Origin of the sequence: Xylophilus sp., assembly GCA_009914555.1 — a bacterium.
In the GTDB taxonomy this organism is placed as follows: Bacteria; Pseudomonadota; Gammaproteobacteria; order Burkholderiales; family Burkholderiaceae_C; genus WNDY01.
In genome coordinates this window covers 52,105-77,953 of the sequence record WNDY01000008.1, presented here as the reverse complement: position 1 = coordinate 77,953, position 25,849 = coordinate 52,105, and the positions used below count along the sequence as shown (strand labels likewise).

The window sequence follows — 25,849 nt, the reverse complement described above, 5'->3', positions numbered from 1 at the left end:
ATCCGAAGGACGGCCTCCACGGCGGGACGACGTGACGAAGCCAACGGAGACAAGAACCATGCATCTCATCGCCCCGGGCCGCAGGCAGGCCCTGGCCGCCGCGGCCGTCGCCGTGCTGGCGCCGGCCCTTCCGGCCGCCGCGCAGCAGCAACCGTCCTGGCCCTCGCGCCCGATCCAGCTCATCGTGTCGTTCGCGCCCGGCGGCGGCACCGACCTGCTGGCCCGGCTGCTGGCCCGGCATCTCGAGAAGCAGCTCGGCGCGGCCGTCGTGGTGCAGAACCGCCCCGGCGCGGGCGGCGCCATCGGCCTGGCCGAGACGGCCAAGGCCGCGCCGGACGGCTACACGCTCGGCATCATCAACACACCGCCGCTGATGACGCTGCCGATCGAGCGCAAGACGAGTTTCTCGTGGAGCGGCTTCGACCTGCTGGGCAACCTGGTCGACGACCCGGTGGCGTTCGCAGTGCCGCAGTCCAGCGCCTTCCCCTCGCTGGCGTCGCTGGTTGCCTATGCCAAGGCCCATCCCGACGAGGTCACCGCCGGCACCGGCGGCGCGGGCACCGACGATCACCTGGGGCTGCTGCTGTTCGAGCGCGCAGCCGGAGTGCGGCTGTGCCACGTGCCGTACAAGGGCGCCAGCGACGTGCGCGTGGCGCTGATGGGCGGGCAGGTCATGGTGGGCGTCATCAATTTCGGCAAGGTGCTCCAGTTCCAGAAGGCGGGAACGGCGCTGCGTTTCCTCGGGCAGGCTGCCGCTGCGCGGTCGCCGATGGACGACAAGGTGCCCACGTTCCGCGAGCAGGGCTACGACGTGCTGCTGTCGGCCCTGCGCGGCGTCGGCGCACCCAAGGGCCTGCCGGAGCCGGTGCGGCACCGGTTGGCCGAGGCGATCGCCCGGATCGTGGCCGACCCGGAGTTCAAGGCACAGGCCGAAAGCATGTTCGCGCCGCTGCGCTACCTGAGGCCGGACGCCTACCTGGCCGAAGTGAAGAAGGGCGACGCCGAGTTCCGCCAGCTGTGGAAGGAGATCCCCTGGAATGACCAGCGCTCCTGACATGCGCGGCACATCCATTGCGCCGGCGCCCGCGGCAACATCGCGACGCCGCTTCTGCGGCGCCGTTGGTGCGGCGCTGGCCGCCCTGGGGCAGGGCGCGCTGGCGCAGGCACGCTATCCGGACCGGCCGATCAAGGTGCTGATCGGCTTCGCGCCCGGCGGCGGCGCCGACGCGGTGGCGCGGCTGGTCTGCAGTGCCATGGCCGAGGAACTGGGGCAGCCCCTGGTGGTGGACAACCGGCCGGGTGCCAATGCCAATATCGCGACGGACGCGGTGGCCAAGGCGCCGGCCGACGGCTACACGCTGCTCTACAACACCTCCGCGCTGGCCATCAGCCCTGCGCTGTATGCCCGGCTGCCCTACGACCCGCGGCGCGACCTGGTGCCGGTGGCGCAGGCGGCCGCCATCCCGCTGCTGCTGGTGGTGTCGCCGCGCATGCCGGTGAAGAACGTCAAGGAGTTCGTGGCCTATCTGGCCGCGAAGCGCGGCCAGCTCAACTACGCGTCGTCGGGCCGCGGCAACATCACCCACCTGGCTGCCGCCGAGATCCTGCGGCTGACCGGCAGCGAGGCCAACCACGTGCCCTACAAGAGCGAGGCGCCGGCCATCACCGACCTGCTCGGCGGACATATCGACTTCTATGTCGGCAATGCCAACACGCTGATTCCGCAGGCCCAGGAGAGGAAGCTCGTGCCGCTGGCCGTGACCAGCCTGCGCCGCATGCCGCAGCTGCCCGACGTGCCCACGCTCGACGAGTCGATCGCCAAGGGGCTGGAGATGGTGGCCTGGTCGGGTTTCATGGCGCCGCGCGGCACGCCGCCGGAGGTGGTGGCCCGCATTGCGGCCGCCGTGGAAGCCGCGACGCGGCGGCCTGCGGTGCGCAAGCGTGTCGAAGCGGGTGGCGCCCAGGTGCGCTGGGCCGGCGCTGGCGGCTACGGCCGCCTGATCGACGCCGAACTGCAACGCTGGAGCCGCGCGGTCAAGGCCGCAGGTATCCAGCCAGAGTGACCATCGAACCATTCATCTGGAACAAAAGGAAAGGCAGAACATGGATCTGGGATTGAAAGGCCGCACGGTGCTCGTGCTCGGTGCCGGCGGCGGCCTGGGACGGGCGATTGCAAGCTCGTTCGCGGCCGAAGGCGCGAACCTGGCGCTGGCCGACGTCGATGCGTCGGCGCTTGAGGAAACGGCGGCCGCGGTTCGCGCGCACGGCGTACCCGCCTGCGCGCTCGCATGGGATCTGGCAGACGCCGACGCACTCGAAGGCCATATCGCGCAGGTGGAGGCGCAACTCGGCCCGGTCGACGTGCTGATCAACAACACCGGCGGGCCGCCGCCGACGCCGGCGCATGGGCAGAGCCCGGCGCTCTGGCAGAAGAGCTTCGAGGCGATGGTGCTGTCCGTTATCCGCATCACCGACCGGGTGCTGCCGGGCATGCGGGCCCGGGGCTGGGGCCGCATCGTGACCAGCACCTCGTCGGGCGTGGTCGCGCCGATTGCGAACCTCGGCATCTCCAATGCGCTGCGGCTCTCGCTCGTGGGCTGGTCCAAGACGCTGGCGCGCGAGGTCGCGGCCGATGGCGTGACCGCCAACATCGTGTTGCCGGGGCGCATCGCCACGCCGCGCATCGGCTTTCTCGACCAGGCCAAGGCCGAGCGCGAAGGCCGGCCGGTGGCTGACGTGACGGCGGAGAGCACGGCGTCGATCCCGATGAAGCGCTATGGCACGCCGCAGGAATACGCCCAGGGCGTGGTGTTCCTCGCCAGCGATGCCGCCTCCTACATCACCGGCACGGTCCTGCGGATCGACGGTGGACTGATTGCCAGCGTCTAGCCGGAGCCTCATGGACATGGACCATCCGCAAACCACCGAGGCCCTCGCGCCCGAGATCGTGCGCACGCTGTGCGGCATTACCACGGCGACGATCAGCACCATCCTCTTCAAGGCCGGCCTGCGCAACGTCTGGCTGCGCGGGCCGATGCCGCTGCGCCAGGGCCAGCCCCGCGTCGCCGGGCGGGCCTTCACGCTGCGCTTCATCCCGATGCGCGACGACCTGGCGTCGCCGCAGGCATGGTCGTCGCCGAAGTCCACCCGCGTCGCGGTGGAGCAGATGCCCGCAGGCTGCGTGGCCGTCGTCGATGCGATGGGCGTGGTCGATGCCGGCATCTTCGGCGACATCCTGTGCGCGCGCATGCGCCATCGCGGCGTCGCGGGGCTGGTCAGCGATGGCGTGGTGCGCGACGTGAGCGGCGTCCTGGCCAGCCAGTTGCCGACCTGGACGCAAGGCACGGCGGCCCCTGCGGCCGTGGCCAGCCTGCACTTCGTCGGCTGGCAGGAGCCGGTGGCCTGCGGCGGCGTGGCCGTGTTCCCGGGCGACATCGTCGTGGCGGACGACGACGGTGCGATCCTGATTTCACCGGCCCATCTGGACGAGGTGCTGGCCGCCGGTCCCGAGCAGGAACGGCTGGAGGCCTGGATCCTGGAGGAGGTGCACCGCGGCGCGGCGCTGCCCGGCCTCTATCCGCCCAACGACGAGGCGCGTGCCCGCTACGAGGCGCGCGCCGCGCAGCCCCGTGGCGGCTGACGCCGGAGCGCCGACCGATGCCGTTCGATCTGCAAACCTTCGTCCAGCGTGCCGCGGCCCTCGTCGGGCCGGACCGCGTGCTGACCGGGCCCGACCGCACCGACAGCTACGAACGCGACTGGCGCGACCGCTACCACCAGAAGGCCGCGGCGGTGGTGCTGCCCGGCACCGTCGAGGAAGTGGCCGCCATCGTGCGCCTGTGCGGCGACGCCGGCGTCGCCGTCGTGCCGCAGGGCGGCAACACCGGGCTGACCGGTGGTGCCGTCGCGCCGGCCGACCGCCCGGCGATCCTGCTCAACGTCTCGCGGCTCAACCGCATCCGCAACGTCGACCTGCGCGACAACGCGATGACGGTGGACGCCGGCTGCATCCTCGCCGACGTCCGCGCCCGCGCCGAGGAGCACGGGCGGCTGTTCCCGCTGCTGCTCGGCAGCGTCGGCAGCTGCGAGGTCGGCGGGCTGGTGTCGACCAATGCCGGCGGCACCGGTGTGCTGCGCTACGGCTGCATGCGCGAACTGGTGATGGGGCTGGAGGCCGTGCTGCCCGACGGCAGCATCTGGAACGGCCTGCGCAGCCTGCGCAAGGACAACACCGGCTACGACATGAAGCAGCTCTTCATCGGTGCCGAGGGCACGCTCGGCATCGTCACGGCCGCGGTGCTCAAGCTGTTTCCGGCGCTGACGGCTTCGGCATCGGCCATGGTCGCGGCCGACTCGGTCCGGCAGGCGGTCGACCTGCTGCGCTTCCTGCAGGACCAGGTGGGCGACCGAATCGAGGCGTTCGAGGTCCTGTCGCGGTCGCAGCTGCAGATGGTGATGCAGCACGGGCACGGCCTGCAGGCGCCGATGCCGCTGGACGCGCCGTGGTACGTGCTGATCGAGATCGCCGACAGCGCCAGGGACTGGGATGCGGTCGCGCAGATGGAAGCCGCGCTGGGTGCGGCGATGGAGGCCGACCTGGTGGCCGACGCCGTGGTCGCCACCGACCAGGCGAAGGCGCGCAGGCTGTGGGAACTTCGCCACTCGGTGTCCGAGGCGAACAAACGCGCGGGCTTCTCGATCTCCAACGACACCTCCGTGCCGATCTCGCGGCTGCCCGAATTCATCGAGCGCGTGGAACGGCGCATGGCCGCCGAGGTGCCGCAGGCCACCGTCTGCCATGCCGGTCACATCGGCGACGGCAACGTGCACGTAATCGCCATCCTGCCGCGCGATGGCTGCTCCACCGCGGAGGCGCGCGAGCGTGCGGCCACGGTGGTGACCGGCATCGTCCATGCGGAGAGCGTCGCGCTCGACGGCAGCATCAGCGCGGAGCACGGCATCGGGCGCATGCACGTGGCCCGGCTGGAGGAGGTCAAGCCGGCGCGGGAGCTGGACATGATGCGATCGGTCAAGCAGGCGTTCGATCCGCTGGGGATCATGAACCCGGGCAAGGTGTTCCAGATGCCGCCGCAGGCGTAGCAGCGCCGGCGCCTTCGCACCGGGGCTGCGGCCTCAATGCCCGTGGTGGTGGCCGGGCTTGTGTACCTGCATGCCGGCCGCGCCGGCCGGCACCGGCGCGGCGGCCGCGCTGGGCGCCGCCGGCCCCGGGCCGGTCCATTCGCGTGCGACGGTGCCGGGCGGGGCGGCATACCAGCCCGGGTCGCGGTAGTCGTCGCGCGCCAGGCCGCGGCGCACCTTGAGCACGCTGAACATGCCGCCCATGCCCAGCGGGCCGTGCGGGCCGGTGCCGGTCATCATCGGCAGCGTGTTGTCGGGCAGGGGCATCCGGGCGCCCATCCCGGCCATGTCCTCCATGCCGCGCTCGCCCATGGCCATGTAGTCGGGCACCACGCGGGCGATGCGGCCGGCCAGGCCGCGGTGGTCCACGCCGATCAGGTTGGACACGTCGTGGCCCATCGCGTTTATGGTGTGGTGGCTCTTGTGGCAGTGCAGCGCCCAGTCGCCTTCCTCATCGGCGATAAACTCGATCTGCCGCATCTGGCCGCCGGCGATGTCGGTCGCCACCTCGGGCCAGCGCGCCGCGGGCGGCACCGGGCCGCCGTCGGTGCCGGTCACGGTGAATTCGTGGCCGTGCAGGTGGATCGGGTGGTTGGTCATCGTCAGGTTGCCGACGCGGATGCGCACCCGGTCGCCCTGGCGCGCAGGCAGGCTGTCGATGCCGGGGCAGGCGCGGCTGTTCCAGGTCCAGAGGTCGAAGTTGGTCATCTCCGACGGCCGCGGCGTGGCGCTGCCGGGCTCGATCGCATAGGCGTTGAGCAGGAAGGCGTAGTCGCGGTCCACGCGCGCGATGTGCGGGTGCGCGGCCTTCGGGTGGGTGATCCACAGGCCCATCATGCCCATGGCCATCTGCACCATCTCGTCGGCATGCGGGTGGTACATGAAGGTGCCCGGGCGCCGGGCGGTGAATTCGTAGACGAAGGTCCTGCCCGCGGGAATGGCCGGGTGGCTCAGCCCCGCCACGCCGTCCATGCCGCTGGGCAGGCGCTGGCCGTGCCAGTGCACGCTGGTCGCTTCGGGCAGGCGGTTGGTGACGAAGATGCGCACGCGGTCGCCCTCGACCACTTCGATCGTCGGGCCGGGGCTCTGGCCGTTGTAGCCCCAGAGCTGGGCGACCATGCCGGGCGCGATCTCGCGCACCACGGGCTCGGCAACGAGGTGGAATTCCTTGACGCCGTCGCGCGTGCGCCAGGGCGCGCTCCAGCCGTTCAGGGTGACGACGGGGCGGTAGGGCCGGCCGTCGGGCGGCAGTGGCGGCGCGGCGGTGGCGGCGCTGTCGCGCCGGGCGGGTTCGGGCAAGGCGGCGAGGGCCGCGCGGCCGACGGTGGCGGCGGCAACGGCGCTGGCTGCGCCGAAGAGGTGGCGGCGGGAGATGGGAGAGTGTGTTGTCATTGATCGTTAGGCGTATGTGTGGGTAGCACCCCAGGAAACCGTCGCGGCCCAAGGCCAGCGGACGCCGCGCAAGGGCCGTCCCGCCGCGCTGGCGTCGTCCTTCTTCCCGGAGCGCGCAGCGCGCAGAGAAAAGGGGGGAGCCGCGCAGCGGCTCGGGGGGTTGTCATCTGAAGCCCGACAAGGCGGCATCGAGTGCGGCATCGGCCAGCCAGAAGTCGCGGTGCGCGGCGATGGTTTCGTCCACGGCGGCGGCGAGGGCGCGTGCGTCGGACAGCAGCGTGAAGGGGCTGGCGAGCATGCCGTTGTAGCGCAGCAGGTTCTCGTCGGCCACGCGCCGGGCCAGCGGCACGATCTCCTGCTGCGCATGCAGCGCCACCGCGTGGCTGGTGCGGTAGCCGTCATAGGCGTCGCGCACTTCGGACCGGGCCACGATGGCCGCCTGTGCGGCCTGGTGCAGCGTCTGCTGCCATTGCGCCTCGGCACCGCGCGCACGGGCAGCGCCGGCGAACAGCGGCAGCGTGAAGCGCAGCCCGAAGCCGCGCGCGTCGGCCTCGCGGTTGGAATTCACCCGCTCGCCTTCGAGCTGCAGCACGTCGATGAAGCGCGTGGTGCGCGCCAAGCCCAGCGCGCGGGCCTGGCGCTCTACCGCGAGGCGCTGGGCCTGCAGGTCCAGCCGCTGGGCGACGGCGGCCTGCTCCACGCCGGCCTGTTCGCGCGGCGCGGCGGGCGGGTCGGGCAGGCGTGTGGGCAACTGCAGCCGCGCGGCTTCGTCGCCCCAGAGCCCGATGGCGCGCAGCAGCCGCTCGCGGGCCGCGCGGGCCTCGCGCTCGGCGCGGGCCTGAGCCTGCACCGCATGGGCGTCCAGGGCCTGTTCACGGGTCTGGTCGAGCCGGTTGATGTTGCCGACGGCGGCCATGCGGCGCGCGAGTTCGGCGCCGGCGCTGGCGGCATCGCGGGCGCGGCGCGATTGGGCGGAGCGCTCGTCGGCGGCCACGGCATCGACCCAGGCGCGGCGCGCGGCCGCGGCCACGCCGAGCGCATCGCGCGCCAGTGCCTGCTGCGCCTCGGCGAAGCGGCGGTCTTCCACGGCCCGGGCCTGCGGCAGCGTGAGCAGCCAGGCCAGGTTGATGCCGAGGCTGAAGCCCACCTCGGTCTCGTCGCCCTGGCGGCTGCGGCTGAGTCCGACGGTGGGGCCCGGCAGGCGCAGCGCCTGCACGCGCTGCGCCTCGGCCACGCCGAGTGCGGCAAAGCCGGCCTGCAGGCCGCGGTGGCGCAGCAGCGCGAGCTGGGCTGCGCCATCGGCCGTGAGCGGTGCGGCGAGCAGTTCGGCGCTGCGCTGGTCGATGGCATCGCGGTCGGCGGCGCTGCGCGCTGCGGGTAGCTCCAGCCCGCTGCGTTCGGCCACGGTGCGACGCGGCGCGCCCAGGCCGCCATCGTCGCTGAAGCCGGCGCAGCCGGTCAGTGCCAGGACGGCTGCACATACTGGCAGGAGGAGCCTCATGGTGCCCGCTCCTTGTGCTGGTTGTGGTCATGTACTGGTGGGGGATTGTTCTGAGTGCCTTGTTGCGCCTCGCGGGCCAGCGCGCGCCAGCCGCCGGCCTCGGCCACCGCGGCGTTGGCCTGCGGCCAGGGCACGCGTGGCGGGTCATCGCGGCCGCTCACGTAGCCGTCGAAGGCCGAGGGAGTGGGCGCGACGGGCGGCAGCGGTGCCTGCGCATCGAGTGGATCGGGCGCAGCGGAAACGGCGGTGCCCCACAGCAGCGGCACCGTACACAGGAAGAAGCGGAAATCGGAAATCGGCATGGCGTCCTCGCCAGGATCGAAGAGCCGTCCCTGTCGCAAGGGACGGCGGGGCGCAGGGCCGGCCGCCGAATCAACGGCGGCTGCGGCCCGGCACGGCGATCACGGACAGAAGCGCCCGCTGGGCGCCGCTGTCAGGCGAGGAGGTGTTTGGGCGGCCGGTCGAGCCCGCGCGGGATCACGCCCGCGGAGATCGCCAGGCCGGCTGGCCGCTGCGCAGCAACAGCCTCGGGCACCGGCGGCGCCAGTGCGAGCGGCAGCACGGCGCCGGCGGCCAGGCCGCAGGCCGCAGGCCGCGCAGTGCGCCATCGGCGGCGGCTGGTGGGCGGGCGGGCTGTCGTCCGCCGGGTGGCCGTGGTCCATCGCATGGTGGTCCATGCCGGCATGGTACATGTCGTCCTGCAGGACGACGGCCGTGGGCGCATGCCGCACCGCGCAGGCCAGTTGCGCCGCCACGGCCGCGAAGCCCTGCAGCGGCAGGGCCGCGAGGGCCAGCCACAACGGAGTCGACGCTAAACGGCGGAACAGGCGCATGGGTGGCGAGTATAGAAGGGCGGTCTGCGCGGGCTGCATAAAGATCGGCGAAGGCCTTTGTGGCGCCGGGGCCGCAGGCGCGGGAAGATGGCCGGTCCCGCTATTCGTTTCGACCGCCGATGACGCATCCCACCGATCCCACCGCTTCCTCGACCCCGTACAGCCCGCGCTTCGGCATCTGGGCGCTGGTCCACGGCAGCCGCGCCGCCCGCCAGGACCCGGACGAGCCCTACGACGCCTCCTGGCTGCGCAACCGCGCGCTGGTGCTGGAGGCCGAGCACCTCGGCTACGACTCCGTCCTCGTCGCGCAGCACACGGTCAATCCGCACGACGGCACCAGCGCGCAGCTCGAAGCCTGGACGGCCGCCGCCGCGCTGGCGGCTCTGACCGGTCGCATCGAGATCATCGCGGCCATCAAGCCCAAGCTCTACCACCCGGCCGTGCTGGCCAAGCTGGCGCTGGGCATCGAGGAGATCAGCGGCGGGCGCTTCGCGATCAACCTGGTCAACGCCTGGAACCGGCCCGAGCTTGAGCGCGCCGGCATCGCGTTCGGCGAGCACGGCGACCGCTATGCCTATGGCCACGAATGGATCCGCGTGGTCGAGCCCCTGCTGCGCGGCGAGGCTGTGACCCATGCGGGCGAGCATTTCCAGCTCGACGGCTACCGGCTCGCGCCGGCCGGCCAGTACCGCCCGCGGCCACGCATCTACGTGGGCGGCGAATCGGAGCCCGCGCGCGCGCTGGCGGCCGGGCAGGCCGACGTGTGGTTCATCAACGGCCAGCCGCTGGCCGACGTGCAGGGGTTGATCGCCGACCTGCGCCGGCGCGAGCGCGGCGGCCGCCCGGCGCTGCGCTATGGCCTCTCGGCCTTCGTGATCGCCCGCGAGACCGACGGGGCCGCGCAGGCCGAGCATGCCCGCCTGCATGCGCTGGCCGCGCTCGACGACCCCGAGCGCGCCAGGGCCCAGGCCAACATCGATCCCCAGGCCGCGATGTTCGCCACCTTCGCCAAGAGCCCGCGCGTGGGCTCCAACGGCGGCACGGCGGCGGGGCTGGTCGGCAGCTACGACACGGTGGCGCGCCGCATCGCGGCCTTCCATGCGGCGGGCATCGGGCTTTTCATGCTCCAGTTCCAGCCGTTCGAGGCCGAGATGCGCCGCTTCGCGGCCGAGGTGCGGCCGCGGGTGGCGAACTACCTGGAGTAACCGTCAGAGCTTTGCCAGGTGATCCGAGACCTGGATGGCGCGCGGCAGGATCTTGCGCTGCGCCAGCCAGTCGGCCGCCTGCTGGAACTTCTGCAAGAACGCCTTGTCGTCCACGCCGTGGAATTCCCAGCGGCGCTTGTAGGCGGCCTGGTGGTCGCGCACCGCGTCGCTGTAGCCGGCCTCCTTCTGGTTGATGGCCTCGGCCTCCTGGGGATGGGCCGTGACCCAGCGGCCTTCTTCCTGGTAGGCCGCGTTGACGGCGCGCACCAGCTCCGGGTTGTCCTCGGCGAAGCGGCGGGTGGTGACGTAGGAGTTGAAGTCGATCAGGAAGTCCAGGTCGCGGCCTTCGAAGAAGATGTCGTGCGCCTTGTATTCGCTGCGTGCGATGTCCACCGCCGGCGACCACATCGCCCAGGCATCGACCTTGCCCTGGGCGAAGGCCGGGCCGGCGTCCGGCGGGTTCAGGTAGACGAAGCGCACCTTGTCGCGTGGGATGCTGTGCTTCTCCAGCGCGGCGACCAGCAGGAATTCGCCGAGCCCCGAGCGGTTGACCGCCACTGACTTGCCCACGAGGTCCTGCACCCGGTCGATGCCCGAGCCGTCCTTGGCGATGATGGCCGTGCTGCGCGGCTCCACCACGGCGAACTGGGTGAACACCAGCGGCGAGCCGGCCAGGATGGCCGCCAGCGCCGGCGTGGTGCTGCCGCCGAAGCCGAAGTCGGCGCTGCCGCCGGTCACGGCCTGCAGCGACGGTGCATGGTTGGGAAAGGGGCCGATCCACTGCACCTTGATGCCCTGCCGGGCAAGGTTCTTCTCGAATTCGCCGCGCACCTTGGCGACGAGCGGCAGGCCGCCGCGGCCCCAGCCGAGGCGCACGGTGTCGGTCCTGCGGCCCTGCTGCGCGAGCGCGGGCAGTACGGCGGCGCTGCCGGCCGCGAGCAGCGAGCCCTGCAGGAAGGTGCGGCGCGAAGGGGCGAGGATGGAAAGGCTCATGTCGGCAAATGCTCCCTGGCTATCGGACGTTGGAAAGAAAGGATCAATCAGCGCGCTGCCACGCCCAGCTCGGCCAGCAGCGTCTCGCGCAGCGCGGCCGCCTCGGGGGCCGCGCTGTGCGTGTTGGCCAAGGGCGGCACGGCATGGCTGCTGGCGATGGCGCCGTCGCGCATCACCAGCACGTGGTGCGACAGGGCGATGGCTTCGTCCACGTCGTGCGTGACCAGCAGCACGCCGGGGCGGTGGCGCTGCACCAGTTCCTGCACCAGCGCATGCATGCGGATGCGCGTGAGCGCATCGAGGGCGGCGAAAGGTTCGTCGAGCAGCAGCAGCCGGGGCTCGCGCACCAGGGCGCGGGCCAGCGCCACGCGCTGGGCCTGCCCGCCGGAGAGGTTGCGCGGCCAGTCCTCCTCGCGTCCGGCCAAGCCGACCTCGCGCAGCGCGGCCTGGGCCAGTGCGCGGCCGCTGCGCTCGTCCAGGCCCAGCGACACGTTGCGCCAGAGGTTGTCCCAGGGCAGCAGGCGGTGTTCCTGGAAGACGACGGCCGGCTGGCGCGGGCCGTCGATGCGGCCGGCGTCCACCGGGTCGCGGCCGGCCAGCGCACGCAGCAGCGTGGTCTTGCCGCAGCCGCTCTCGCCGAGCAGCGCGACGAACTCGCCACGGGCGATGTCCAGGTCGAGCCGGTCGATCACCACGCGCTCGCCGTAGGCGCGGCGCAGGCCGCGCACGCTGACGGCGCTCTCGGCCCGGGAGGGCAGGGCGCTCATCGCGCGGCCTCCCGGGCGGCGTAGTTCGGATGCCAGCGCAGCCAGCGGCGCTCCAGCGCACGGGCCACGGCGTCGGACAGCACGCCGATCAGCGCGTAGACCACGATGGTCAGCACGATCACGTCGGTCTGCAGGAACTCGCGCGCGTCCATCGCCAGAAAGCCGATGCCGCGCGTGGTGGCGATGGTCTCGGCCACCACCAGCGCGAGCCAGGCCACGGCCAGCGCATAGCGCACGCCGGCCAGGATGGAGGGCAGCGCGCCCGGCAGCACGATGCGGCGCACCAGCTGCCAGGTATCGAGCCCGGCCACGCGGCCCAGCTCCAGCAGCTTCGGGTCCACCTGGCGGATGCCGAGCACCGTGTTGATGTAGATCGGGAACAGCACGCCGAGCGAGACGAGGAAGATCTTGCCGCCCTCGTCCACGCCGAACCACACGATCACCAGCGGCAGCGCAGCGAGGAAGGGCACGGCGCGCACCATCTGGATGCTGCGGTCGAGCAGCGCCTCGGCCACGCGCGAGAAGCCGACCGCGGTGCCGAGCGCGAAGCCGAGCGAGCCGCCGATCGCGAAGCCCGCCGCCGCGCGCAGCAGGCTCACGCCCAGGTCGGTGAGCAGCCGGCCTTCGCCGATCAGCTCCCAGGCCTTGGCGGCCACGCGGCTCGGCGCAGGCAGCACCTGGGGCGACAGCACGCCGGCGCGGGCCAGCACCTCCCAGGCCGCGAGCAGCACCAGCGGCGCGAGCCAGCTCAGGGCGAGCAGGCCGCGCGCGCCGGGGCGCGGCCGCGCGCCGCGCCTCGGCGGTGCCGGTGCCGCAGTGAGCCCGGCGGTTTGTGCGATACCCATGTGTATCCTCCTCCGCATCGGCCGCACCATGCGGCGAGCGGAGGAGTACAGCACAGGGCCATGTAATAACTAAATAATCCGGGCGAGGAATGTCCGCGCCCTGCCGCGTCAGGCCTGCGGCGGATAGCCTTCCTGCGTCAGCTCGGCGACGAAGTCAGCGGCTGGGCGGGCGCTGTCGATCGTGACGTGCCTGGTCGGCAGGTCCACCGTGACCTGCGCGCCTGGATCGACCCGCCGGGCGGCTTCGGTGACGCTGCGCACGCAGTGCTGGCAGCTGATGGCGGGGATGGTGAATTCAGGCATGGCGGGGCTCCTTGAAAGATGCGGGCGGCGGCGCCCAGCGCCGCAGGCGCAGGGCATTGCCGAGCACGAAGACACTGGACAGCGCCATCGCGCCGGCGGCGAGCACCGGCGAGAACAGCGTGCCGTTGACGGGATACAGCACGCCGGCGGCCACAGGTATCAGCGCGGCGTTGTAGGCGAAGGCCCAGAACAGGTTCTGCCGGATGTTGGCGAGCGTGGCCTGCGACAGCGCGATGGCCCGGGGCACGCCGGCCAGGTCGCCCGACATGAGCACCACGTCCGCCGCCTCGATGGCCACGTCGGTGCCGGTGCCGATCGCGATGCCGACGTCGGCCGCGGCCAGCGCCGGCGCGTCGTTGATGCCGTCGCCCACATAGGCCAGCCGGCCGTATGTACCCTGCAGGCGCTGCACCGCATCGACCTTGCCTTCGGGCAGCACCTCGACCACGACCTCGTCGATGCCCAGGCGCCGCGCGATCGCCTCGCCGGTGCGGCGGTTGTCGCCGGTGACCATTGCGACCTTGAGCCCGAGCGCATGCAGCGCGGCGATGGCCGCGGGCGAGCTGTTCTTGAGCGGATCGGCCACTGCGACGATAGCCGCGAGCCGGCCGTCGATGGCCGCGTAGAGCGGCGTCTTGCCTTCTTCGCCGAGGCACTGCGCGTCCGCGGCGAACGCGGCCACGTCCAGCCCGAGCTGGCGCATGAAGCGGTCGGCGCCGACCTCGACGCGGCGGCCGTTCGCGGTAGCGCGCACGCCGCGGCCGGTGACCGATTCGAAGCGTTCCACCGCGGGCACGGCCAGGCGCTCGGCCTGCGCTGCGGCCACGATGGCGCGCGCGATCGGGTGTTCCGAACGCGCCTCCACCGCGGCGACCAGTGCGAGCACCTCGGCGCGATCGAAGCCCGGCGCCAGCGCCAGATCGGTCAGCGCGGGACGGCCCTCGGTCAGCGTGCCGGTCTTGTCAACCGCGACGACCTGCGCGTCGCGCAGCAGCTGGAGCGCCTCGCCCTTGCGGAACAGCACGCCGAGCTCGGCCGCGCGGCCGGTGCCGACCATGATCGAGGTCGGCGTGGCGAGCCCCATCGCACAGGGGCAGGCGACGATCAGCACGGCCACCGCGTTGACCAGCGCCAGGCCCAGCGCTGGCGCCGGGGCGAAGACCATCCATGCCACGAAAGTGAGCGCGGCCACGGCCATGACCGCGGGCACGAACCACATCGTCACCCGGTCGACCACGGCCTGGATCGGCAGCTTGCCGCCCTGGGCCTGCTCGACCAGGCGCACGATCTGCGCGAGCACCGTGTCGGCGCCGACCTGCGTGGCCCGCACGTCGAGCGCGCCGCGCTGGTTGACCGTGCCGCCGATCACGCGCGCGCCGATCTGCTTGGCCAGCGGCACCGGCTCGCCGGTGACCGTGGATTCGTCGACGTAGCTGTCGCCGGCCGTCACTTCACCGTCGACCGGGATGCGCTCGCCGGGGCGCACCTCCACCGTGTCGCCGGGGCGCACCGCATCGATCGCGACCTCTTCCACCGCGCCGCCCGCACGCCGCACGCGCGCGGTGCGCGGCTGCAAACCGACGAGCCGCTGAATGGCCTGTGAGGTGCGGCCCTTGGCCCGCGCCTCCAGCCAGCGGCCCAGCAGGATCAGCACCACGATCACTGCGGCGGCCTCGTAGTACACGTTGACCGTGCCCGCGGGCAGCCAGCGCGGCGCGAAGGTGGCGACCAGCGAATAGCCGTAGGCCGCGGCGGTGCCGACCGCGACCAGCGAATTCATGTCGGGCGCGGCGCGCAGCAGCGCCGGCAGGCCCAGCGCAAAGAAGCGCCGGCCGGGCCCGGCGAGCACCGCCGTCGTGAGCGCGAACTGCAGGAGCCAGCTGGCCTGCATGCCGATGGATGTGGCGATCGCGTGGTGCAGCGCCGGAACCACGTGGCCGCCCATCTCCAGCAGGAAGACCGGCAGCGCCAGCACAGCGGCGGCGACCAGGCTGCGGCCCAGCGCGGTCTGTGCGGCGGCGCGGCGGGCGCCGGCGTCGTCGCCGCTCCGGGCCAGCGGATGGGCCGGATAGCCCGCGCGCTCCAGTGCCTGGGCCAGCACGGCGGCGTCCAGGCCTGGTACCGTGCGGACCCGGGCGCGCTCGGTCGTGAGGTTGACCGTGGCCTCGGTCACGCCGGGCACGGCCTTCAGCGCACGCTCGACCCGGCCGACGCAGGACGCGCAGCTCATGCCCTCCACCGCCAGTTCGACCGTGTCGCCGGGCACGGCGTAGCCGGCATGCTCGATCGCGGCGATGGCGGCCGGTGCGTCGGGCGCGCCGCCGAAGGTCACGTCGGCGCGCCCGGCCGCCAGGTTGACCGTGGCCTCGGTCACGCCGGGCACGGCCTTGAGCGCTCGCTCGACGCGGCCGACGCAGGACGCGCAGCTCATGCCTTCGACCGGCAGCTGCAAGGTGGCGGATGTCATGCGGCACAGTATGAACCTTGCCATCGTGGTAAGGTCAACCGGCTTTTTTCGGACGAAACGGAGCACGCCATGAACATCGGCCAAGCGGCCCAGGCCAGCGGCCTGTCGGCCAAGATGATCCGCTACTACGAATCGGTGGGCCTGCTGCCGGGCGCGGCGCGCAGCGAATCGGGCTACCGCGTCTATGGCGAGGCGGATCTGCATGCGCTGCGCTTCATCCGCCGCGCGCGCGACCTGGGCTTCACCGTGCCGCAGACGTCGGAGCTGCTGACCCTGTGGCGCGACCGCTCGCGCGCCAGCGCCGACGTGAAGGCGATCGCGCTGCGTCATGTGGCCGAGCTGGAGGCCAAGGCCCGTGCGCTGCAGGCGATGAGCGACACGCTGGAGCACCTGGCCGCCTCCTGCCAAGGCGACGGCCGGCCCGACTGCCCGATCCTCGACGACATCGCCGGCAATGTCTGCTGTGCGCCGCGCGGCCATTAGAGGATGGGAGTATATTCTGAAAGGGATTTACTGAAGCGCGTTTGCAGGCATTAGGGTAGGGAGTATCTATTGCCAGCCGCCCTGCGCCAGCGCCTGCGCGAGCGCTGCCACGCGCGGCGAGCACTGGCGCGAGCGCGGATAGAGCAGCGACAGCTCCCGGCTGCGCCCCGCGAACGGCTCCAGCAGCCGCACCAAGCGGCCGTCGGCCAGCGCGTCGCGCACCGCGAACTCCATCACCTGCGCGATGCCCCAGCCGCCGAGCGCGCCGTCGACCAGCGCGTCGCCGAGGTCGAACACGAGGTTGCCCGCCACCTCCACGTCCTGCGGGCGGCCGGCGGCGTCGAGGAACTCCCAGGGCTTGGTGCGGCCCGTCTGCGGCGTGCGCACCGTCAGGCAGTTGTGGCGGCGCAGGTCCTCCACCGTGCGCGGCGCGCCGCCGCTGCGCGCGAGGTAGGCCGGCGCGGCCACCGTCGCCCAGGCCAGCGGCGCAAGTCGGCGCGCGACGATGCGCGCGTCCTGCACCGGGCCGGTGCGGACTGCGGCGTCGAAGCCGTCCTCCACGAGGTCGAGCAGGCGGTCGCTCAGCACCGTCTCCACGCGCAGCGCCGGATGGCGTTCGGTGAGCGCGCCCAGCAGCGGCAGCAGCACCACGCGGCCGAAGGCCGACGGCGCAGTGATGCGCAGCGGTCCGGCCGGCTCGGCACGGCGGTCCTGGAGCATGCGGCCGGCTTCCTCCAGCTCCGCGAGCAGCGGCGCGCCGCGCGTGTGGAACGCCTCGCCGTCGGGCGTGAGGCGCACGCTGCGCGTGCTGCGGTGCAGCAGCCGCACGCCAAGCTCGGCCTCCAGCCGTGCCACGGCGCGCGACAGGCCCGACTGCGTGAGGCCGAGCGCAGCGGCCGCCTGGGTGAAGCTGCGGGCCTCGGCCACGCGCACGAGGATGCGGACGGCATTCAGATCCATGACTCGATGCATCAGTAAAAGGAGCAGAGGCGGTTTATCACGGCTGCAGCATGGATGAGACTGCGAGGTCTTTTCTCCACCGAACTTCCTGCCTGCCGATGCACCGACCGCCATCCATCCCCTTCGTCGTCCGCCTGCTGGGCCTGACGATCTTCTGCCTGGTCACCGCCGAATTCATGGTGGCCGGCATGGTGCCCGCGCTGGCCGCCGCGCTGCGCGTGTCGGTGGGCGCGATCGGCAACCTGATCGCGCTCTACGCGCTCGGCATGGCAGTCGGCGGGCCGGTCGTGGTCGCGCTGATGCTGGCGCTGCGGCTGCCCCACAAGCCCGCGCTGCTCTGGCTGCTGGCGCTCTACGTGGCCGGCGCGGCCGTGGCGGCCGCCGCCGGCGGCTATGGCACCATGGCCGCGGGGCGCATCGCCATGGGCATGGCGAGCGCGGCCTGCTTCGGCGTGTCGCTGACCCTCTGCGCCGAACTGGTCGCGCCCGAGGCGCGCGGCCGCGCCGCATCGCTCGTGCTGGCGGGCGTGATGCTCGCGCCGGTGTTCGGCGTGCCGGCCACCGCCTGGATCAAGCAGCGCTGGGGCTGGCGCACGAGCTTCTGGGCCGTGGCGGCACTGTCGGTGCTCTGCACGGCCGTCGTTGCCTGGCGCGTGCCGGCCCCGCGCGGGCAGGAGCATGCCGGCCTGGGTGCGGAGTTGCGCGCGCTGCGCAACGGCCGGCTCTGGGCGGCCTATGCCACCAGCGCGCTCATCATCGGCGCCACCTTCGCGGCCTTCAGCTACTTCTCGCCGATCTTCACCGGCGTCACCGGGTTTGCGGCGCCGGCCATCCCGTGGCTGCTGATGGCCTACGGCATTGCCAACGTCGCCGGCAACTTCGTCGTCGGCCGGCTGGCCGACCGGCACATGATCGGCGTGCTGGCGGGTGGCCTGGGCGTGATGGTGGCGGCGCTGGGCGCCTTCGCGCTGTTCGCGCACAGCGCGCCGGCGAGCGTCGCCGCCTTCCTGGCGCTGGGACTGACCGGCGTCGCGCTCAACCCTGCGATGGTCGCGCGCGTCATGCGGGCCGCCGCGCCGGGGCCGCTGGTCAACACCATGCACGCATCGCTGATCACTACCGGGCTCGCCTTCGGCACTTGGGCCGGCGGCGCGGCCATCGACGCGGACCTGGGACTGCGCGCGCCGCTGTGGGTGGGACTGGCGCTGGCCGTGGCGGGGCTGCTGAGCCTGGCGCCTGCCGCGGCGCGGCGCGCCTGAAGCACCGCAGAAAAAAGAAAAGGGCCCGCACCCTCGTGCGGGCCCTGGTCCGCGCGGCGCGCGGCGCGCGGCCCGGGTCAGGCGGCCAGCGCAGCCGGCGCGGTGGCCGGGCGGGCCAGACGGCTCGCATGCATCCAGGCGCGGCGCAGCACCTTGGGCGACCAGCGCTCCTCGGGGATCAGCAGGAAGCCCTGCTGGCGCATCGCGCCGCCCAGGCCGATGTGGCTGGTGTAGACCGTCACGGGAATAGCCAGCAGCAGCGGCAGGCCCACCGGAATCAGCCAGACCAGGGCGCTCGCGTCGATCAGCGCGATGCCGGCGGCCAGGGCGGCGATCACCAGGCTCATCGGCGCCAGGCTGCGGGCGGCATCGCGCCAGCCCAGCGCGGCGGCTTCGCGGGGGGGCGACTTCCAGTCGAGCTTGATGCCGGTGATGGCGACCACCACGAACAGCGAGTGGGCCAGCATGCGCACCGGCGACTGGAGCATGGCCAGCACGCTTTCGAGCGCAGCGCTCTTGAGCAGGCCGCCGACGCCGCCGAACAGGCGCTGCTCGCCCTTCATCAGCACGGCGATGATGCCCAGGATGCGCGGCAGGAACAGCATCGACAGCGTGAACAGCCACAGGCCCACGAGTTCCACCGGCAGCACGTCGGCCTGCAGCACGCTCACCGAGCGCGAACCGGCCAGCCAGAGCGCGGTGCCCAGCGTCAGGAATGCGAGCCACAGTGGGGCCGACACGTACGACAGGGCGCCGGTCACGAACATGGCGCGGTGCACGCGGTGGATGCCGGGCTCGGCCATCAGGCGGGCGTTCTGCAGGTTGCCCTGGCACCAGCGGCGGTCGCGCTGGAGCTCGGAGATCAGGTCCGGCGGCTGCTGCTCGTAGCTGCCGACGAGGTCGGACACGAGCCAGACGTGGTAGCCGGCGCGGCGCATCAGCGCGGCCTCGACAAAGTCGTGCGACATGATGCCGCCCGACATACCGCCGGTGCCCTTGATCGGCGCCAGCGCGCAGTGGTCCATGAAGGGCTTGACGCGGATGATCGCGTTGTGGCCCCAGTAGTGCGATTCGCCGAGCTGCCAGAACTGCATGCCGAGCGTGAACAGGCGGCCGGTCATGCGCGAGGCGAACTGCTGCGAGCGGGCATGCAGCGTGACGTGGCCGATGGCCTGGGTGGCGGTCTGGATGATGCCGGCCTTCGGATGGGCTTCCATCAGCTTGACCATGTTGGTCAGGCAGTCGCCGCTCATCACGCTGTCGGCGTCGAGCACGACCATGTAGCGGTAGTCCTTGCCCCAGCGGCGGCAGAAGTCGGCCACGTTGCCGGCCTTGCGGTGGGTGCGGCGCTTGCGCAGGCGGTAGTAGACCTCGACCTGCGGCTGCTCCGGATGCTGGGCCAGGGCGGCGCGCAGGTCCTCCCAGGCGCGGCGCTCCTCGTCGGCCTTGCCGGGCTCGTAGCTGTCGGACAGCACGAACACGTCGAACTGGCGGGCATGGCCGGTGGCGGCGACCGATTCGCAGGTGGCGCGCAGGCCGGCGAACACGGTGGCCACGTCTTCGTTGCAGATCGGCATGATGATGGCCGTGCGGGCCTCGGGGTTCATCGCGTGGTCGCGTACCTCGCGCACCGACAGCGTGTGCGCGTCGCCGCGCACGCTGACCCAGAAGCCCATGAGCGCGGTGGTGAAGCCGGTCACGACCCAGGCCGACAGCAGCGCGAACAGCGCCGTCTGGCCCCATTCGAGGAAGGCGTTGTCGTAGTCGGGCTGGATGCCGGCGAACAGCGCGGTGGCCACGCCGGTCGTCAGGATGGTGATCAGCAGGAAGGCCAGGCGGCGGCGCGATGCCGCGTGCTGCCAGGCTTCGAGCGGTTCGCCATCGTTGGCCGCAGCGCGGCCACGGCCGGTCAGCGACATCAGGATGGCGGTGCCGATGCTGTTCCAGAAGCCGCGCCAGGGCACGGGGGTCATGGAGCCGCGGTGCACCGGCGGTGCGGTGACGGCGTTCGGATGGCGTTCTTCGCGAACGCTGCTGCGTTGGCGCGAAGCGGAGGCAGTAGCGGAGGCAGGAAGTGTGTTCATGCGTTCCGTTATGCAACTGCCATGCCAGCCGTTTTTTACCTTTCAAATCAACAGGTTGGCATGTTTCATCATGTGTTTTTGGGGCGCAGCCTCCAAAATGCCGCCGCCGGGGCCCTTTTTGTCGCCGTATCACGACAGGGCTTGGCGGAAATCTAGGAAAACCCTTGTGTATCAACCGTTTGGCGGCGTCGGATACCGGCGACAGACTTTCGGAAAACAGCGACAGGCCCTCAGAAGCGGCCCGCCGGCTACTTGAGGGCCTCGGCCTTGAAGTTGCCCGGCGTGAGCTCGTGCTTTTGCAGCAGCCGGTAGAACTCGGTGCGGTTGCGGTCGGCCAGGCGGGCGGCGTCGGCCACGTTGCCGTCGGTGATCTTGAGCAGGCCGACCAGGTAGTCGCGCTCGAAGCGCTGCTTGGCCTCGGCATAGGTCAGCACCTCGACCTGCGGTGCGCGCAGCGCGCGCTGCACCAGCGTCAGCGGCACCAGCGGCGTGGTCGACAGAGCGCTGACCTGCTCGACCACGTTGTAGAGCTGGCGCACGTTGCCCGGCCAGGGCGAGGCGTTGAGCGCCTTGAGCGCCTCGGGCGCGAAGCCCGACAGCCGCTTGCCGTACTTGCTGGCGAGCTTCTGCAGGAAGTGGTTGGCCAGCAGGCCGATGTCCTCGCGCCGCTCGCCGAGCGTGGGCAGGGTGAGCGTGACGACGTTGAGCCGGTAGTACAGGTCCTCGCGGAACTGGCCGGCGGCCATGGCGGCATCCAGGTCGCGGTGGGTCGCCGAGATGATGCGCACGTCCACCGGAATCGACTGGCTGGAGCCGAGCGGGCGCACCGCGCGCTCCTGCAGCACCCGCAGCAGCTTGACCTGCAGCGCCGGCGGCATGTCGCCGATCTCGTCGAGCAGCAGCGTGCCGCCGTCGGCCGCCTGGAACAGGCCCTTGTGATTGCTCACCGCGTCGGTGAAGGCGCCCTTGACGTGGCCGAACAGCTCGGATTCGAGCAGGTTCTCGGGGATGGCGCCGCAGTTGACCGCGACGAAGGGCTTCTTCGCGCGCGGGCTGGCCTTGTGGATGGCACGCGCAAGCAGCTCCTTGCCGGCGCCGCTGTCGCCGCGCAGCAGCACCGATGCGTCGGACTGCGCGACCATGCGCGCCTCGGCCAGCACCTCGGCCATGCGGGCCGAGCGGCTCACGATCTCGCTGCGCCAGCTCTCGTCGGCCTGGGCCGCGGGCAGCGGCGGGGCCGACAGCGCGAGCGCCTGGCCGATTTTGTCGAGCAGCTCGCGCGCGTCGAACGGCTTGGTCAGGTAGCCGAACACGCCGCGCGCCGTGGCCTCGACCGCGTCGGGAATGGTGCCGTGCGCGGTCAGCAGGATCACCGGCAGCGACGGGTGGCGCTGGCGCAGTTCGTCGAACAGGGCCAGGCCGTCCTTGCCCGGCAGGCGCACGTCGGAGAGCACGAGCTGCGGCCGCTCGGCGTCGAGCAGCGCGAGCGCGGCCTCGGCCGAGGTGGCGGTGCTGATGCGGTAGCCCGCGCCCTGAAGGCGGATCGACAGCAGCCGCAGCATGTCCGGGTCGTCGTCGACGACGAGGATATGGGATGGGTGGGTATCCTTGGCTTGCGGCATGATCAGGCGCACTTCGGGGCTATACCCCCTCAGGGTTTGGGTTGCGCCGGCGGCGGGTTGCCACCGTGGCCGCGCGAGGTCAGGCTGCGCTCGATGGCGCGCACCGCCTCCAGCCGCTCGTTGAGCTGGTCGATGCGGCGCTGGCTGTCGCGCAGCTGCTGGCTCTGGCGGTCCAGCAGGTCTTCCACGCGGCGCTGCTCGGCATAGCGGGCCGCGAGCAGCCGGGCGATCGGATGCAGCCGATGCGCCGCTTCGGACGCGTCGGCCAGCACGCGCTGGATCAGCGGCTGGGCGCGCTGTACGTCGGCGGCCAGGTGCGTCTGGCCGAGCGCCACGACAAGCTGCAGATCGTTGAACGGCACGCGCTGGCTGTCGGGAATCTCGGCGAGCCGGGCGATCTCGGGCACGAGTTCCTGCGGCGTCATGCTGCGCACGCGGTCGGCATAGGCGAGCAGGGCGTTGGGGCCATCGGCGCGCGGGCGGGCCGGCTCGGGCGGGGGCGGCGGCAGGTCGATGAGCGGCGGCGGCGGCGGGGCGGGTTGCTCGGCCGGCACCAGCGGCGGCGGCGCGACCGGGTGCTGCGCGGCGCAGCCGGCCAGCAGCAGCGCCGCGCCGGCCAGCAGCAGCGCCGCGCCGGCCACGGTCGAGGTCAGGCAGCGCCGGAGGGCCTGCGGCGGGAAATCACGATGCATGGGGCAATTCGATCCGGAAGTGGGCGCCGGGCCCGTCGGACAGGAGCGCGATCCGGCCCCCGTGGGCCGCAATGTACTCCTGCACGATCGACAGGCCGATGCCGGTGCCGCGCACGGCATCGACGGGCTGGTGGATGCCGCGGTAGAACGGCTCGAAGACGCGGTCGCGGTCGGCTTCGGCGATGCCGGGGCCCTGGTCGCGGATGTCGATGCGCACCACGCCGTCGCCGCGCGTGAGCGACAGGGCCAGCCGAGCGCCGTGCGGCGAAAAGCGGATCGCGTTGGACAGCAGGTTGGCCACCGCGGTGGCGATCTTGCCGGCGTCCACTTCCAGCGTGAGCGGCCGGCCCTCGACCTGCACGTCGAGCGCGCGGGCCTGCCACTGCAGGCGCTGGGCGTCGACCTGCTCCTCCAGCAGCGCCAGCAGCTCGGTCTTTTCGCGCTTCAACTGCCGGGCCTCGAACGCGGCCGCGTTGAAGCGCAGCAGCGCCTCGATCTGGCCCTGGAGCACGACGGTGTTCTGGTGCAGGATGCCGGCGACCTCGCGCTGGGCGGTGGTCAGCTCGCCGGTCACGCCGTCCTCCAGCAGGGCCACGCCCTCGCGCAGCGCGGCCAGCGGCGTTTTCAGCTCGTGCGAGATGTGGCGCAGGAAGCGGGCCTTGTCGGCGTCCAGCTCGGTCAGCCGCAGGCGCAGCCATTCGAGCTGCTGGCCCACGCGCTGCACGTCGGCCGGGCCGTGGATGTCGATGACCTCGTCGAGCCGGTTCTCGCCCAGGCCGACGATCGCATGCTCCAGCCGCTTGAACGGCCGGCCCAGCCAGACGCCGAAGGCTACGGCCAGCGCCAGCGCGATCACGATGGAGCCGACCACCAGGCGCATCAGCCGCAGCCGGCTGCTCTCCAGCTCGGCCAGCAGGGCCTTGTTGCGCTCCTCGATGGTGTGCTGCACCGCCAGGCCGATGGCGGTATTGAGGCTGTCGAGCTCGCGGAATTCGCCGGCCACGGCGCGGTCGCGGTCCAGCGCGGTGGCCAGCGGGCCGTCGAGCAGGGCTGCGATGCGGTCGAGCTGGGTGCGCCACTGCGCCGCCAGCTCCTCCGGGATGTCGCCGGGCGCCAGCCGTTCGGCCAGCGCGTGGCGGGCGTCGCGCGCGGCTTCCTCGAAGCGGCGGCGCAGCATGGCATCGCCCAGCACCAGCGACTGGCGCGCCGCACGCTCCATGGTGGCGCTGCGCTCGGCCAGCGACTGGGCCGCGGCCGACAGCTCCAGCGCGCGGGCGGCGCTGCCGTTGCTCTGCGCCATCAGCTTGTCGAGCGTGAACACCGCGCGCAGCGAGATGCCGCCGAGCAGCGCGGCGATCAGCAGAAAGGCGATCAGCAGCAGCTGCTGGAACGAGGCGCGGCGCGGGCGGCTTTTCTTCATGCGGCGGCCAGCGTGTCCTCGGCGGTCCGCACCACCTCGCCGCGCAGCGTGTAGCCGGGCGCGGCGACGATGTGTACGTCGATCATGCGGCCGACCAGGCGGGCGGCCTGCGGGCCGCCGGGGAAGTTGACCACGCGGTTGCATTCGGTGCGGCCCATCAGCTCGACGCTGCCGTCGGCCGCGGCCTTCTTCGCCGTGCCCTCGACCAGCACGCGCTGCACCGTGCCCACACGGCGGCGGCTGATGGCGCGGGCGTTGGCCTCGATGGCGGCCTGCACTTCCTGTAGGCGCGCGAGCTTGACCTCGTGCGGCGTGTCGTCGCGCAGGTTGGCCGCGGGCGTGCCGGGGCGCGGGCTGAAGATGAAGGAAAACGAGGTGTCGTAGCCCACGTGCCCGATGAGATCCATCGTCCTGCGGTGGTCGTCGTCCGTCTCGCCGGGAAAGCCGACGATGAAGTCGCTGCTCATCGACATGTCGGGCCGGATGGCGCGCAGCTTGCGGATGGTGCTCTTGTATTCCATGGCGGTGTAGCCGCGCTTCATCGCCATGAGGATGCGGTCGGAGCCGTGCTGCACCGGCAGGTGCAGGTGGCTGACGAGCTTCGGGCAGCGGGCGTAGGCCTCGATGAGGCGCGGCGTGAACTCGTTGGGGTGGCTCGTCGTGTAGCGGATGCGCTCGATGCCGGGGATCTCGGCGATCACCTCGATGAGCAGCGCGAAGTCGGCGATCTCGGCCGTGTCGCCCATGCGGCCGCGGTAGGCGTTCACGTTCTGGCCCAGCAGCGTGACTTCCTTCACGCCCTGCCCGGCCAGGTGCGCGACCTCGACCAGCACGTCGCCGAACGGGCGGCTCACCTCCTCGCCGCGGGTGTAGGGCACCACGCAGTAGCTGCAGTACTTGGAGCAGCCTTCCATGATCGAGACGAACGCGGCCGCGCCCTCGACGCGTGCGGGCGGCAGGTGGTCGAACTTCTCGATCTCGGGGAAGCTGATGTCCACCTGCGGCCGGTTCCTGCGCGCGCGCTCTGCCAGCAGCTCGGGCAGGCGGTGCAGGGTCTGCGGGCCGAACACCACGTCCACGTACGGCGCGCGGGCGACGATGGCCTCGCCCTCCTGGCTGGCTACGCAGCCGCCCACGCCGATCAGCACGCCCTTGTCCTTGAGGTGCTTGACGCGGCCGAGGTCGGAAAACACCTTCTCCTGCGCCTTCTCGCGCACCGAACAGGTGTTGAACAGGATCAGGTCGGCTTCCTCCACGTCCTGCGTGGGCTCGTAGCCCTGGGCGGCGGCGAGTACGTCGGCCATCTTGTCCGAGTCGTACTCGTTCATCTGGCAGCCGAAGGTCTTGATAAATACTTTCTTGACCATGGGGTTGGTTTCTTTCAGGGAGTATGCCTTGATCGCAGGCACTATCTACCCGCTACAAATGGATACCCCCTTGGGGGATTATTGCGAGCCGAAGAGGAGGCCGCGCAGGCTGAAGCTGCTGCCGGCGCCGGCGCGGCGCACCGCGGCCTCCTCGGCGGTAAGGATCCAGACTTCCTGCAGGTCGCCCGACGCGGCATCGCGCAGGTAGTTGACCGCCAGGGTCTGGCCGGCCAGCGAGGCCGGCACGACGAACAGGTTGCCCGTGCTGCGGATGCGCGCGCCCGGCGCCAGGCGCGCAGCCTGGCCGTCGAGCAGCACGGCGGGCGGCGTGGTCACTTCGAGCGTGCCGCGCAGGGCCGCGTCGGGAAAGCTGCGCACGATCGCCTGGGCCGCCGCCGGCGCGGACGCCAGGGCCAGGAAAGAAAAAGCCAGCAGGGCTGGCAGCGTGCAGCGGGTCATGGTGTTCATCCAGGGGCTGGGCCGGCGATTTTACCGGCGGCCGGCGCAGCACCCGGCT

At 72.0% G+C, this 25,849-nt stretch carries 24 protein-coding genes; 8 read left to right on the top strand and 16 right to left on the bottom strand.

Annotation, left to right across the window (positions count from 1 at the left end):
- Nucleotides 1–58 precede the first annotated feature (58 nt).
- The 5 genes from GAK38_RS06615 to GAK38_RS06595 are packed head-to-tail and all read left to right on the top strand — an operon-like array spanning nt 59 to nt 5,100.
- Nucleotides 59–1,054, top strand: a complete 996-nt coding sequence (locus GAK38_RS06615) for a tripartite tricarboxylate transporter substrate binding protein (RefSeq protein ID WP_325342527.1) — start codon at nt 59–61, stop codon at nt 1,052–1,054.
- A complete protein-coding gene (locus GAK38_RS06610) occupies nt 1,038–2,063 on the top strand; it encodes a tripartite tricarboxylate transporter substrate binding protein (RefSeq protein ID WP_325342525.1) in 1,026 nt (341 codons plus the stop codon). The genes GAK38_RS06615 and GAK38_RS06610 overlap by 17 nt, the downstream gene beginning before the upstream one ends.
- 40 nt (nt 2,064–2,103) lie before the next feature.
- Nucleotides 2,104–2,889, top strand: a complete 786-nt coding sequence (locus GAK38_RS06605; RefSeq protein WP_325342523.1) for an SDR family oxidoreductase — start codon at nt 2,104–2,106, stop codon at nt 2,887–2,889.
- Nucleotides 2,890–2,905: 16 nt separating this feature from the next.
- Nucleotides 2,906–3,640: a ribonuclease activity regulator RraA gene (locus GAK38_RS06600; protein ID WP_325342521.1), complete on the top strand. Its 735-nt coding sequence runs from the start codon at nt 2,906–2,908 to the stop codon at nt 3,638–3,640.
- A gap of 17 nt (nt 3,641–3,657) precedes the next feature.
- A complete protein-coding gene (locus tag GAK38_RS06595; protein ID WP_325342519.1) occupies nt 3,658–5,100 on the top strand; it encodes an FAD-binding oxidoreductase in 1,443 nt (480 codons plus the stop codon).
- A gap of 33 nt (nt 5,101–5,133) precedes the next feature.
- On the opposite strand, the gene GAK38_RS06590 is transcribed toward GAK38_RS06595, so the two are convergent.
- From GAK38_RS06590 to GAK38_RS06575, 4 genes are all read right to left on the bottom strand, one after another.
- A complete protein-coding gene (locus GAK38_RS06590) occupies nt 5,134–6,513 on the bottom strand; it encodes a multicopper oxidase family protein (protein ID WP_325342584.1) in 1,380 nt (459 codons plus the stop codon).
- Between the two features lie 181 nt (nt 6,514–6,694).
- Nucleotides 6,695–8,032 (bottom strand): TolC family protein, encoded by a 1,338-nt coding sequence (locus GAK38_RS06585; protein ID WP_325342517.1) that lies wholly within the window; start codon nt 8,030–8,032, stop codon nt 6,695–6,697.
- The gene (locus GAK38_RS06580) at nt 8,029–8,334 is read right to left on the bottom strand and encodes a hypothetical protein (RefSeq protein ID WP_325342515.1); all 306 of its coding nucleotides are present in this window, start codon (nt 8,332–8,334) and stop codon (nt 8,029–8,031) included. Before GAK38_RS06580 ends, GAK38_RS06585 begins: the two co-directional genes overlap by 4 nt.
- Nucleotides 8,335–8,465: 131 nt before the next feature.
- Nucleotides 8,466–8,717 carry a hypothetical protein gene (locus GAK38_RS06575; protein WP_325342513.1) on the bottom strand — a complete coding sequence of 84 codons (252 nt, stop codon included), beginning with the start codon at nt 8,715–8,717 and terminating at the stop codon, nt 8,466–8,468.
- Between the two features lie 267 nt (nt 8,718–8,984).
- On the opposite strand from GAK38_RS06575, the gene GAK38_RS06570 reads away from it, so the two are divergent.
- Nucleotides 8,985–10,070: an LLM class flavin-dependent oxidoreductase gene (locus GAK38_RS06570; RefSeq protein WP_325342512.1), complete on the top strand. Its 1,086-nt coding sequence runs from the start codon at nt 8,985–8,987 to the stop codon at nt 10,068–10,070.
- A gap of 3 nt (nt 10,071–10,073) precedes the next feature.
- Here the strand turns inward: GAK38_RS06570 and GAK38_RS06565 are convergent, their stop codons facing one another.
- The 5 genes from GAK38_RS06565 to GAK38_RS06545 all read right to left on the bottom strand — a co-directional run bounded on the left by GAK38_RS06565 (nt 10,074) and on the right by GAK38_RS06545 (nt 15,445).
- Nucleotides 10,074–11,063: an ABC transporter substrate-binding protein gene (locus GAK38_RS06565; protein ID WP_325342511.1), complete on the bottom strand. Its 990-nt coding sequence runs from the start codon at nt 11,061–11,063 to the stop codon at nt 10,074–10,076.
- Nucleotides 11,064–11,110: 47 nt separating this feature from the next.
- The gene (locus GAK38_RS06560) at nt 11,111–11,830 is read right to left on the bottom strand and encodes an ABC transporter ATP-binding protein (protein WP_325342510.1); all 720 of its coding nucleotides are present in this window, start codon (nt 11,828–11,830) and stop codon (nt 11,111–11,113) included.
- Entirely contained in the window at nt 11,827–12,675 is an 849-nt protein-coding gene (locus tag GAK38_RS06555; RefSeq protein WP_325342509.1) for an ABC transporter permease subunit, read from the bottom strand. The genes GAK38_RS06560 and GAK38_RS06555 overlap by 4 nt, the downstream gene beginning before the upstream one ends.
- Before the next feature lie 108 nt (nt 12,676–12,783).
- A complete protein-coding gene (locus tag GAK38_RS06550; RefSeq protein WP_325342508.1) occupies nt 12,784–12,978 on the bottom strand; it encodes a heavy-metal-associated domain-containing protein in 195 nt (64 codons plus the stop codon).
- Nucleotides 12,971–15,445 carry a heavy metal translocating P-type ATPase gene (locus GAK38_RS06545; RefSeq protein ID WP_325342507.1) on the bottom strand — a complete coding sequence of 825 codons (2,475 nt, stop codon included), beginning with the start codon at nt 15,443–15,445 and terminating at the stop codon, nt 12,971–12,973. Before GAK38_RS06545 ends, GAK38_RS06550 begins: the two co-directional genes overlap by 8 nt.
- Nucleotides 15,446–15,514: 69 nt before the next feature.
- Between GAK38_RS06545 and cueR the strand changes: the two genes are divergently transcribed.
- A complete protein-coding gene (cueR, locus tag GAK38_RS06540) occupies nt 15,515–15,928 on the top strand; it encodes a Cu(I)-responsive transcriptional regulator (protein ID WP_325342506.1) in 414 nt (137 codons plus the stop codon).
- Between the two features lie 66 nt (nt 15,929–15,994).
- Here cueR and GAK38_RS06535 read toward each other — a convergent pair whose 3' ends face one another.
- Nucleotides 15,995–16,888 (bottom strand): LysR family transcriptional regulator, encoded by an 894-nt coding sequence (locus GAK38_RS06535; protein WP_325342505.1) that lies wholly within the window; start codon nt 16,886–16,888, stop codon nt 15,995–15,997.
- Nucleotides 16,889–16,986: 98 nt separating this feature from the next.
- On the opposite strand from GAK38_RS06535, the gene GAK38_RS06530 reads away from it, so the two are divergent.
- Nucleotides 16,987–18,147, top strand: coding sequence for an MFS transporter (locus GAK38_RS06530; RefSeq protein WP_325342490.1), 1,161 nt, complete (start codon nt 16,987–16,989; stop codon nt 18,145–18,147).
- Between the two features lie 77 nt (nt 18,148–18,224).
- On the opposite strand, the gene mdoH is transcribed toward GAK38_RS06530, so the two are convergent.
- The 6 genes from mdoH to GAK38_RS06500 form a co-directional block, all read right to left on the bottom strand.
- The gene (mdoH, locus tag GAK38_RS06525; RefSeq protein WP_325342488.1) at nt 18,225–20,231 is read right to left on the bottom strand and encodes a glucans biosynthesis glucosyltransferase MdoH; all 2,007 of its coding nucleotides are present in this window, start codon (nt 20,229–20,231) and stop codon (nt 18,225–18,227) included.
- Between the two features lie 248 nt (nt 20,232–20,479).
- On the bottom strand, nt 20,480–21,853 hold the full coding sequence (locus GAK38_RS06520; RefSeq protein ID WP_325342486.1) for a sigma 54-interacting transcriptional regulator: 1,374 nt from the start codon (nt 21,851–21,853) through the stop codon (nt 20,480–20,482).
- A gap of 29 nt (nt 21,854–21,882) precedes the next feature.
- A complete protein-coding gene (locus GAK38_RS06515) occupies nt 21,883–22,545 on the bottom strand; it encodes a hypothetical protein (RefSeq protein ID WP_325342484.1) in 663 nt (220 codons plus the stop codon).
- Nucleotides 22,535–23,965 carry a sensor histidine kinase gene (locus GAK38_RS06510; RefSeq protein WP_325342483.1) on the bottom strand — a complete coding sequence of 477 codons (1,431 nt, stop codon included), beginning with the start codon at nt 23,963–23,965 and terminating at the stop codon, nt 22,535–22,537. Before GAK38_RS06510 ends, GAK38_RS06515 begins: the two co-directional genes overlap by 11 nt.
- A complete protein-coding gene (miaB, locus tag GAK38_RS06505) occupies nt 23,962–25,332 on the bottom strand; it encodes a tRNA (N6-isopentenyl adenosine(37)-C2)-methylthiotransferase MiaB (RefSeq protein ID WP_325342481.1) in 1,371 nt (456 codons plus the stop codon). Before miaB ends, GAK38_RS06510 begins: the two co-directional genes overlap by 4 nt.
- Nucleotides 25,333–25,410: 78 nt before the next feature.
- Complete coding sequence (locus GAK38_RS06500; protein ID WP_325342479.1) at nt 25,411–25,791, bottom strand: hypothetical protein; 381 nt, start codon at nt 25,789–25,791, stop codon at nt 25,411–25,413.
- Nucleotides 25,792–25,849 lie beyond the last annotated feature (58 nt).

Excerpts from the sequence above, each read along its gene's own strand:
- cueR (WP_325342506.1), top strand. The coding sequence starts at position 15,515 with ATGAACATCGGCCAAGCGGCCCAGGCCAGCGGCCTGTCGGCCAAGATG.
- GAK38_RS06555 (WP_325342509.1), bottom strand. The coding sequence starts at position 12,675 with ATGGGTATCGCACAAACCGCCGGGCTCACTGCGGCACCGGCACCGCCG.
- GAK38_RS06610 (WP_325342525.1), top strand. The coding sequence starts at position 1,038 with ATGACCAGCGCTCCTGACATGCGCGGCACATCCATTGCGCCGGCGCCC.
- GAK38_RS06530 (WP_325342490.1), top strand. The coding sequence starts at position 16,987 with ATGCACCGACCGCCATCCATCCCCTTCGTCGTCCGCCTGCTGGGCCTG.
- GAK38_RS06575 (WP_325342513.1), bottom strand. The coding sequence starts at position 8,717 with ATGCCGGCATGGACCACCATGCGATGGACCACGGCCACCCGGCGGACG.
- miaB (WP_325342481.1), bottom strand. The coding sequence starts at position 25,332 with ATGGTCAAGAAAGTATTTATCAAGACCTTCGGCTGCCAGATGAACGAG.
- GAK38_RS06580 (WP_325342515.1), bottom strand. The coding sequence starts at position 8,334 with ATGCCGATTTCCGATTTCCGCTTCTTCCTGTGTACGGTGCCGCTGCTG.
- mdoH (WP_325342488.1), bottom strand. The coding sequence starts at position 20,231 with ATGAACACACTTCCTGCCTCCGCTACTGCCTCCGCTTCGCGCCAACGC.
- GAK38_RS06535 (WP_325342505.1), bottom strand. The coding sequence starts at position 16,888 with ATGGATCTGAATGCCGTCCGCATCCTCGTGCGCGTGGCCGAGGCCCGC.
- GAK38_RS06570 (WP_325342512.1), top strand. The coding sequence starts at position 8,985 with ATGACGCATCCCACCGATCCCACCGCTTCCTCGACCCCGTACAGCCCG.
- GAK38_RS06565 (WP_325342511.1), bottom strand. The coding sequence starts at position 11,063 with ATGAGCCTTTCCATCCTCGCCCCTTCGCGCCGCACCTTCCTGCAGGGC.
- GAK38_RS06500 (WP_325342479.1), bottom strand. The coding sequence starts at position 25,791 with ATGACCCGCTGCACGCTGCCAGCCCTGCTGGCTTTTTCTTTCCTGGCC.
- GAK38_RS06595 (WP_325342519.1), top strand. The coding sequence starts at position 3,658 with ATGCCGTTCGATCTGCAAACCTTCGTCCAGCGTGCCGCGGCCCTCGTC.
- GAK38_RS06550 (WP_325342508.1), bottom strand. The coding sequence starts at position 12,978 with ATGCCTGAATTCACCATCCCCGCCATCAGCTGCCAGCACTGCGTGCGC.
- GAK38_RS06605 (WP_325342523.1), top strand. The coding sequence starts at position 2,104 with ATGGATCTGGGATTGAAAGGCCGCACGGTGCTCGTGCTCGGTGCCGGC.
- GAK38_RS06600 (WP_325342521.1), top strand. The coding sequence starts at position 2,906 with ATGGACCATCCGCAAACCACCGAGGCCCTCGCGCCCGAGATCGTGCGC.
- GAK38_RS06560 (WP_325342510.1), bottom strand. The coding sequence starts at position 11,830 with ATGAGCGCCCTGCCCTCCCGGGCCGAGAGCGCCGTCAGCGTGCGCGGC.
- GAK38_RS06515 (WP_325342484.1), bottom strand. The coding sequence starts at position 22,545 with ATGCATCGTGATTTCCCGCCGCAGGCCCTCCGGCGCTGCCTGACCTCG.
- GAK38_RS06615 (WP_325342527.1), top strand. The coding sequence starts at position 59 with ATGCATCTCATCGCCCCGGGCCGCAGGCAGGCCCTGGCCGCCGCGGCC.
- GAK38_RS06585 (WP_325342517.1), bottom strand. The coding sequence starts at position 8,032 with ATGAGGCTCCTCCTGCCAGTATGTGCAGCCGTCCTGGCACTGACCGGC.
- GAK38_RS06545 (WP_325342507.1), bottom strand. The coding sequence starts at position 15,445 with ATGACATCCGCCACCTTGCAGCTGCCGGTCGAAGGCATGAGCTGCGCG.
- GAK38_RS06510 (WP_325342483.1), bottom strand. The coding sequence starts at position 23,965 with ATGAAGAAAAGCCGCCCGCGCCGCGCCTCGTTCCAGCAGCTGCTGCTG.
- GAK38_RS06520 (WP_325342486.1), bottom strand. The coding sequence starts at position 21,853 with ATGCCGCAAGCCAAGGATACCCACCCATCCCATATCCTCGTCGTCGAC.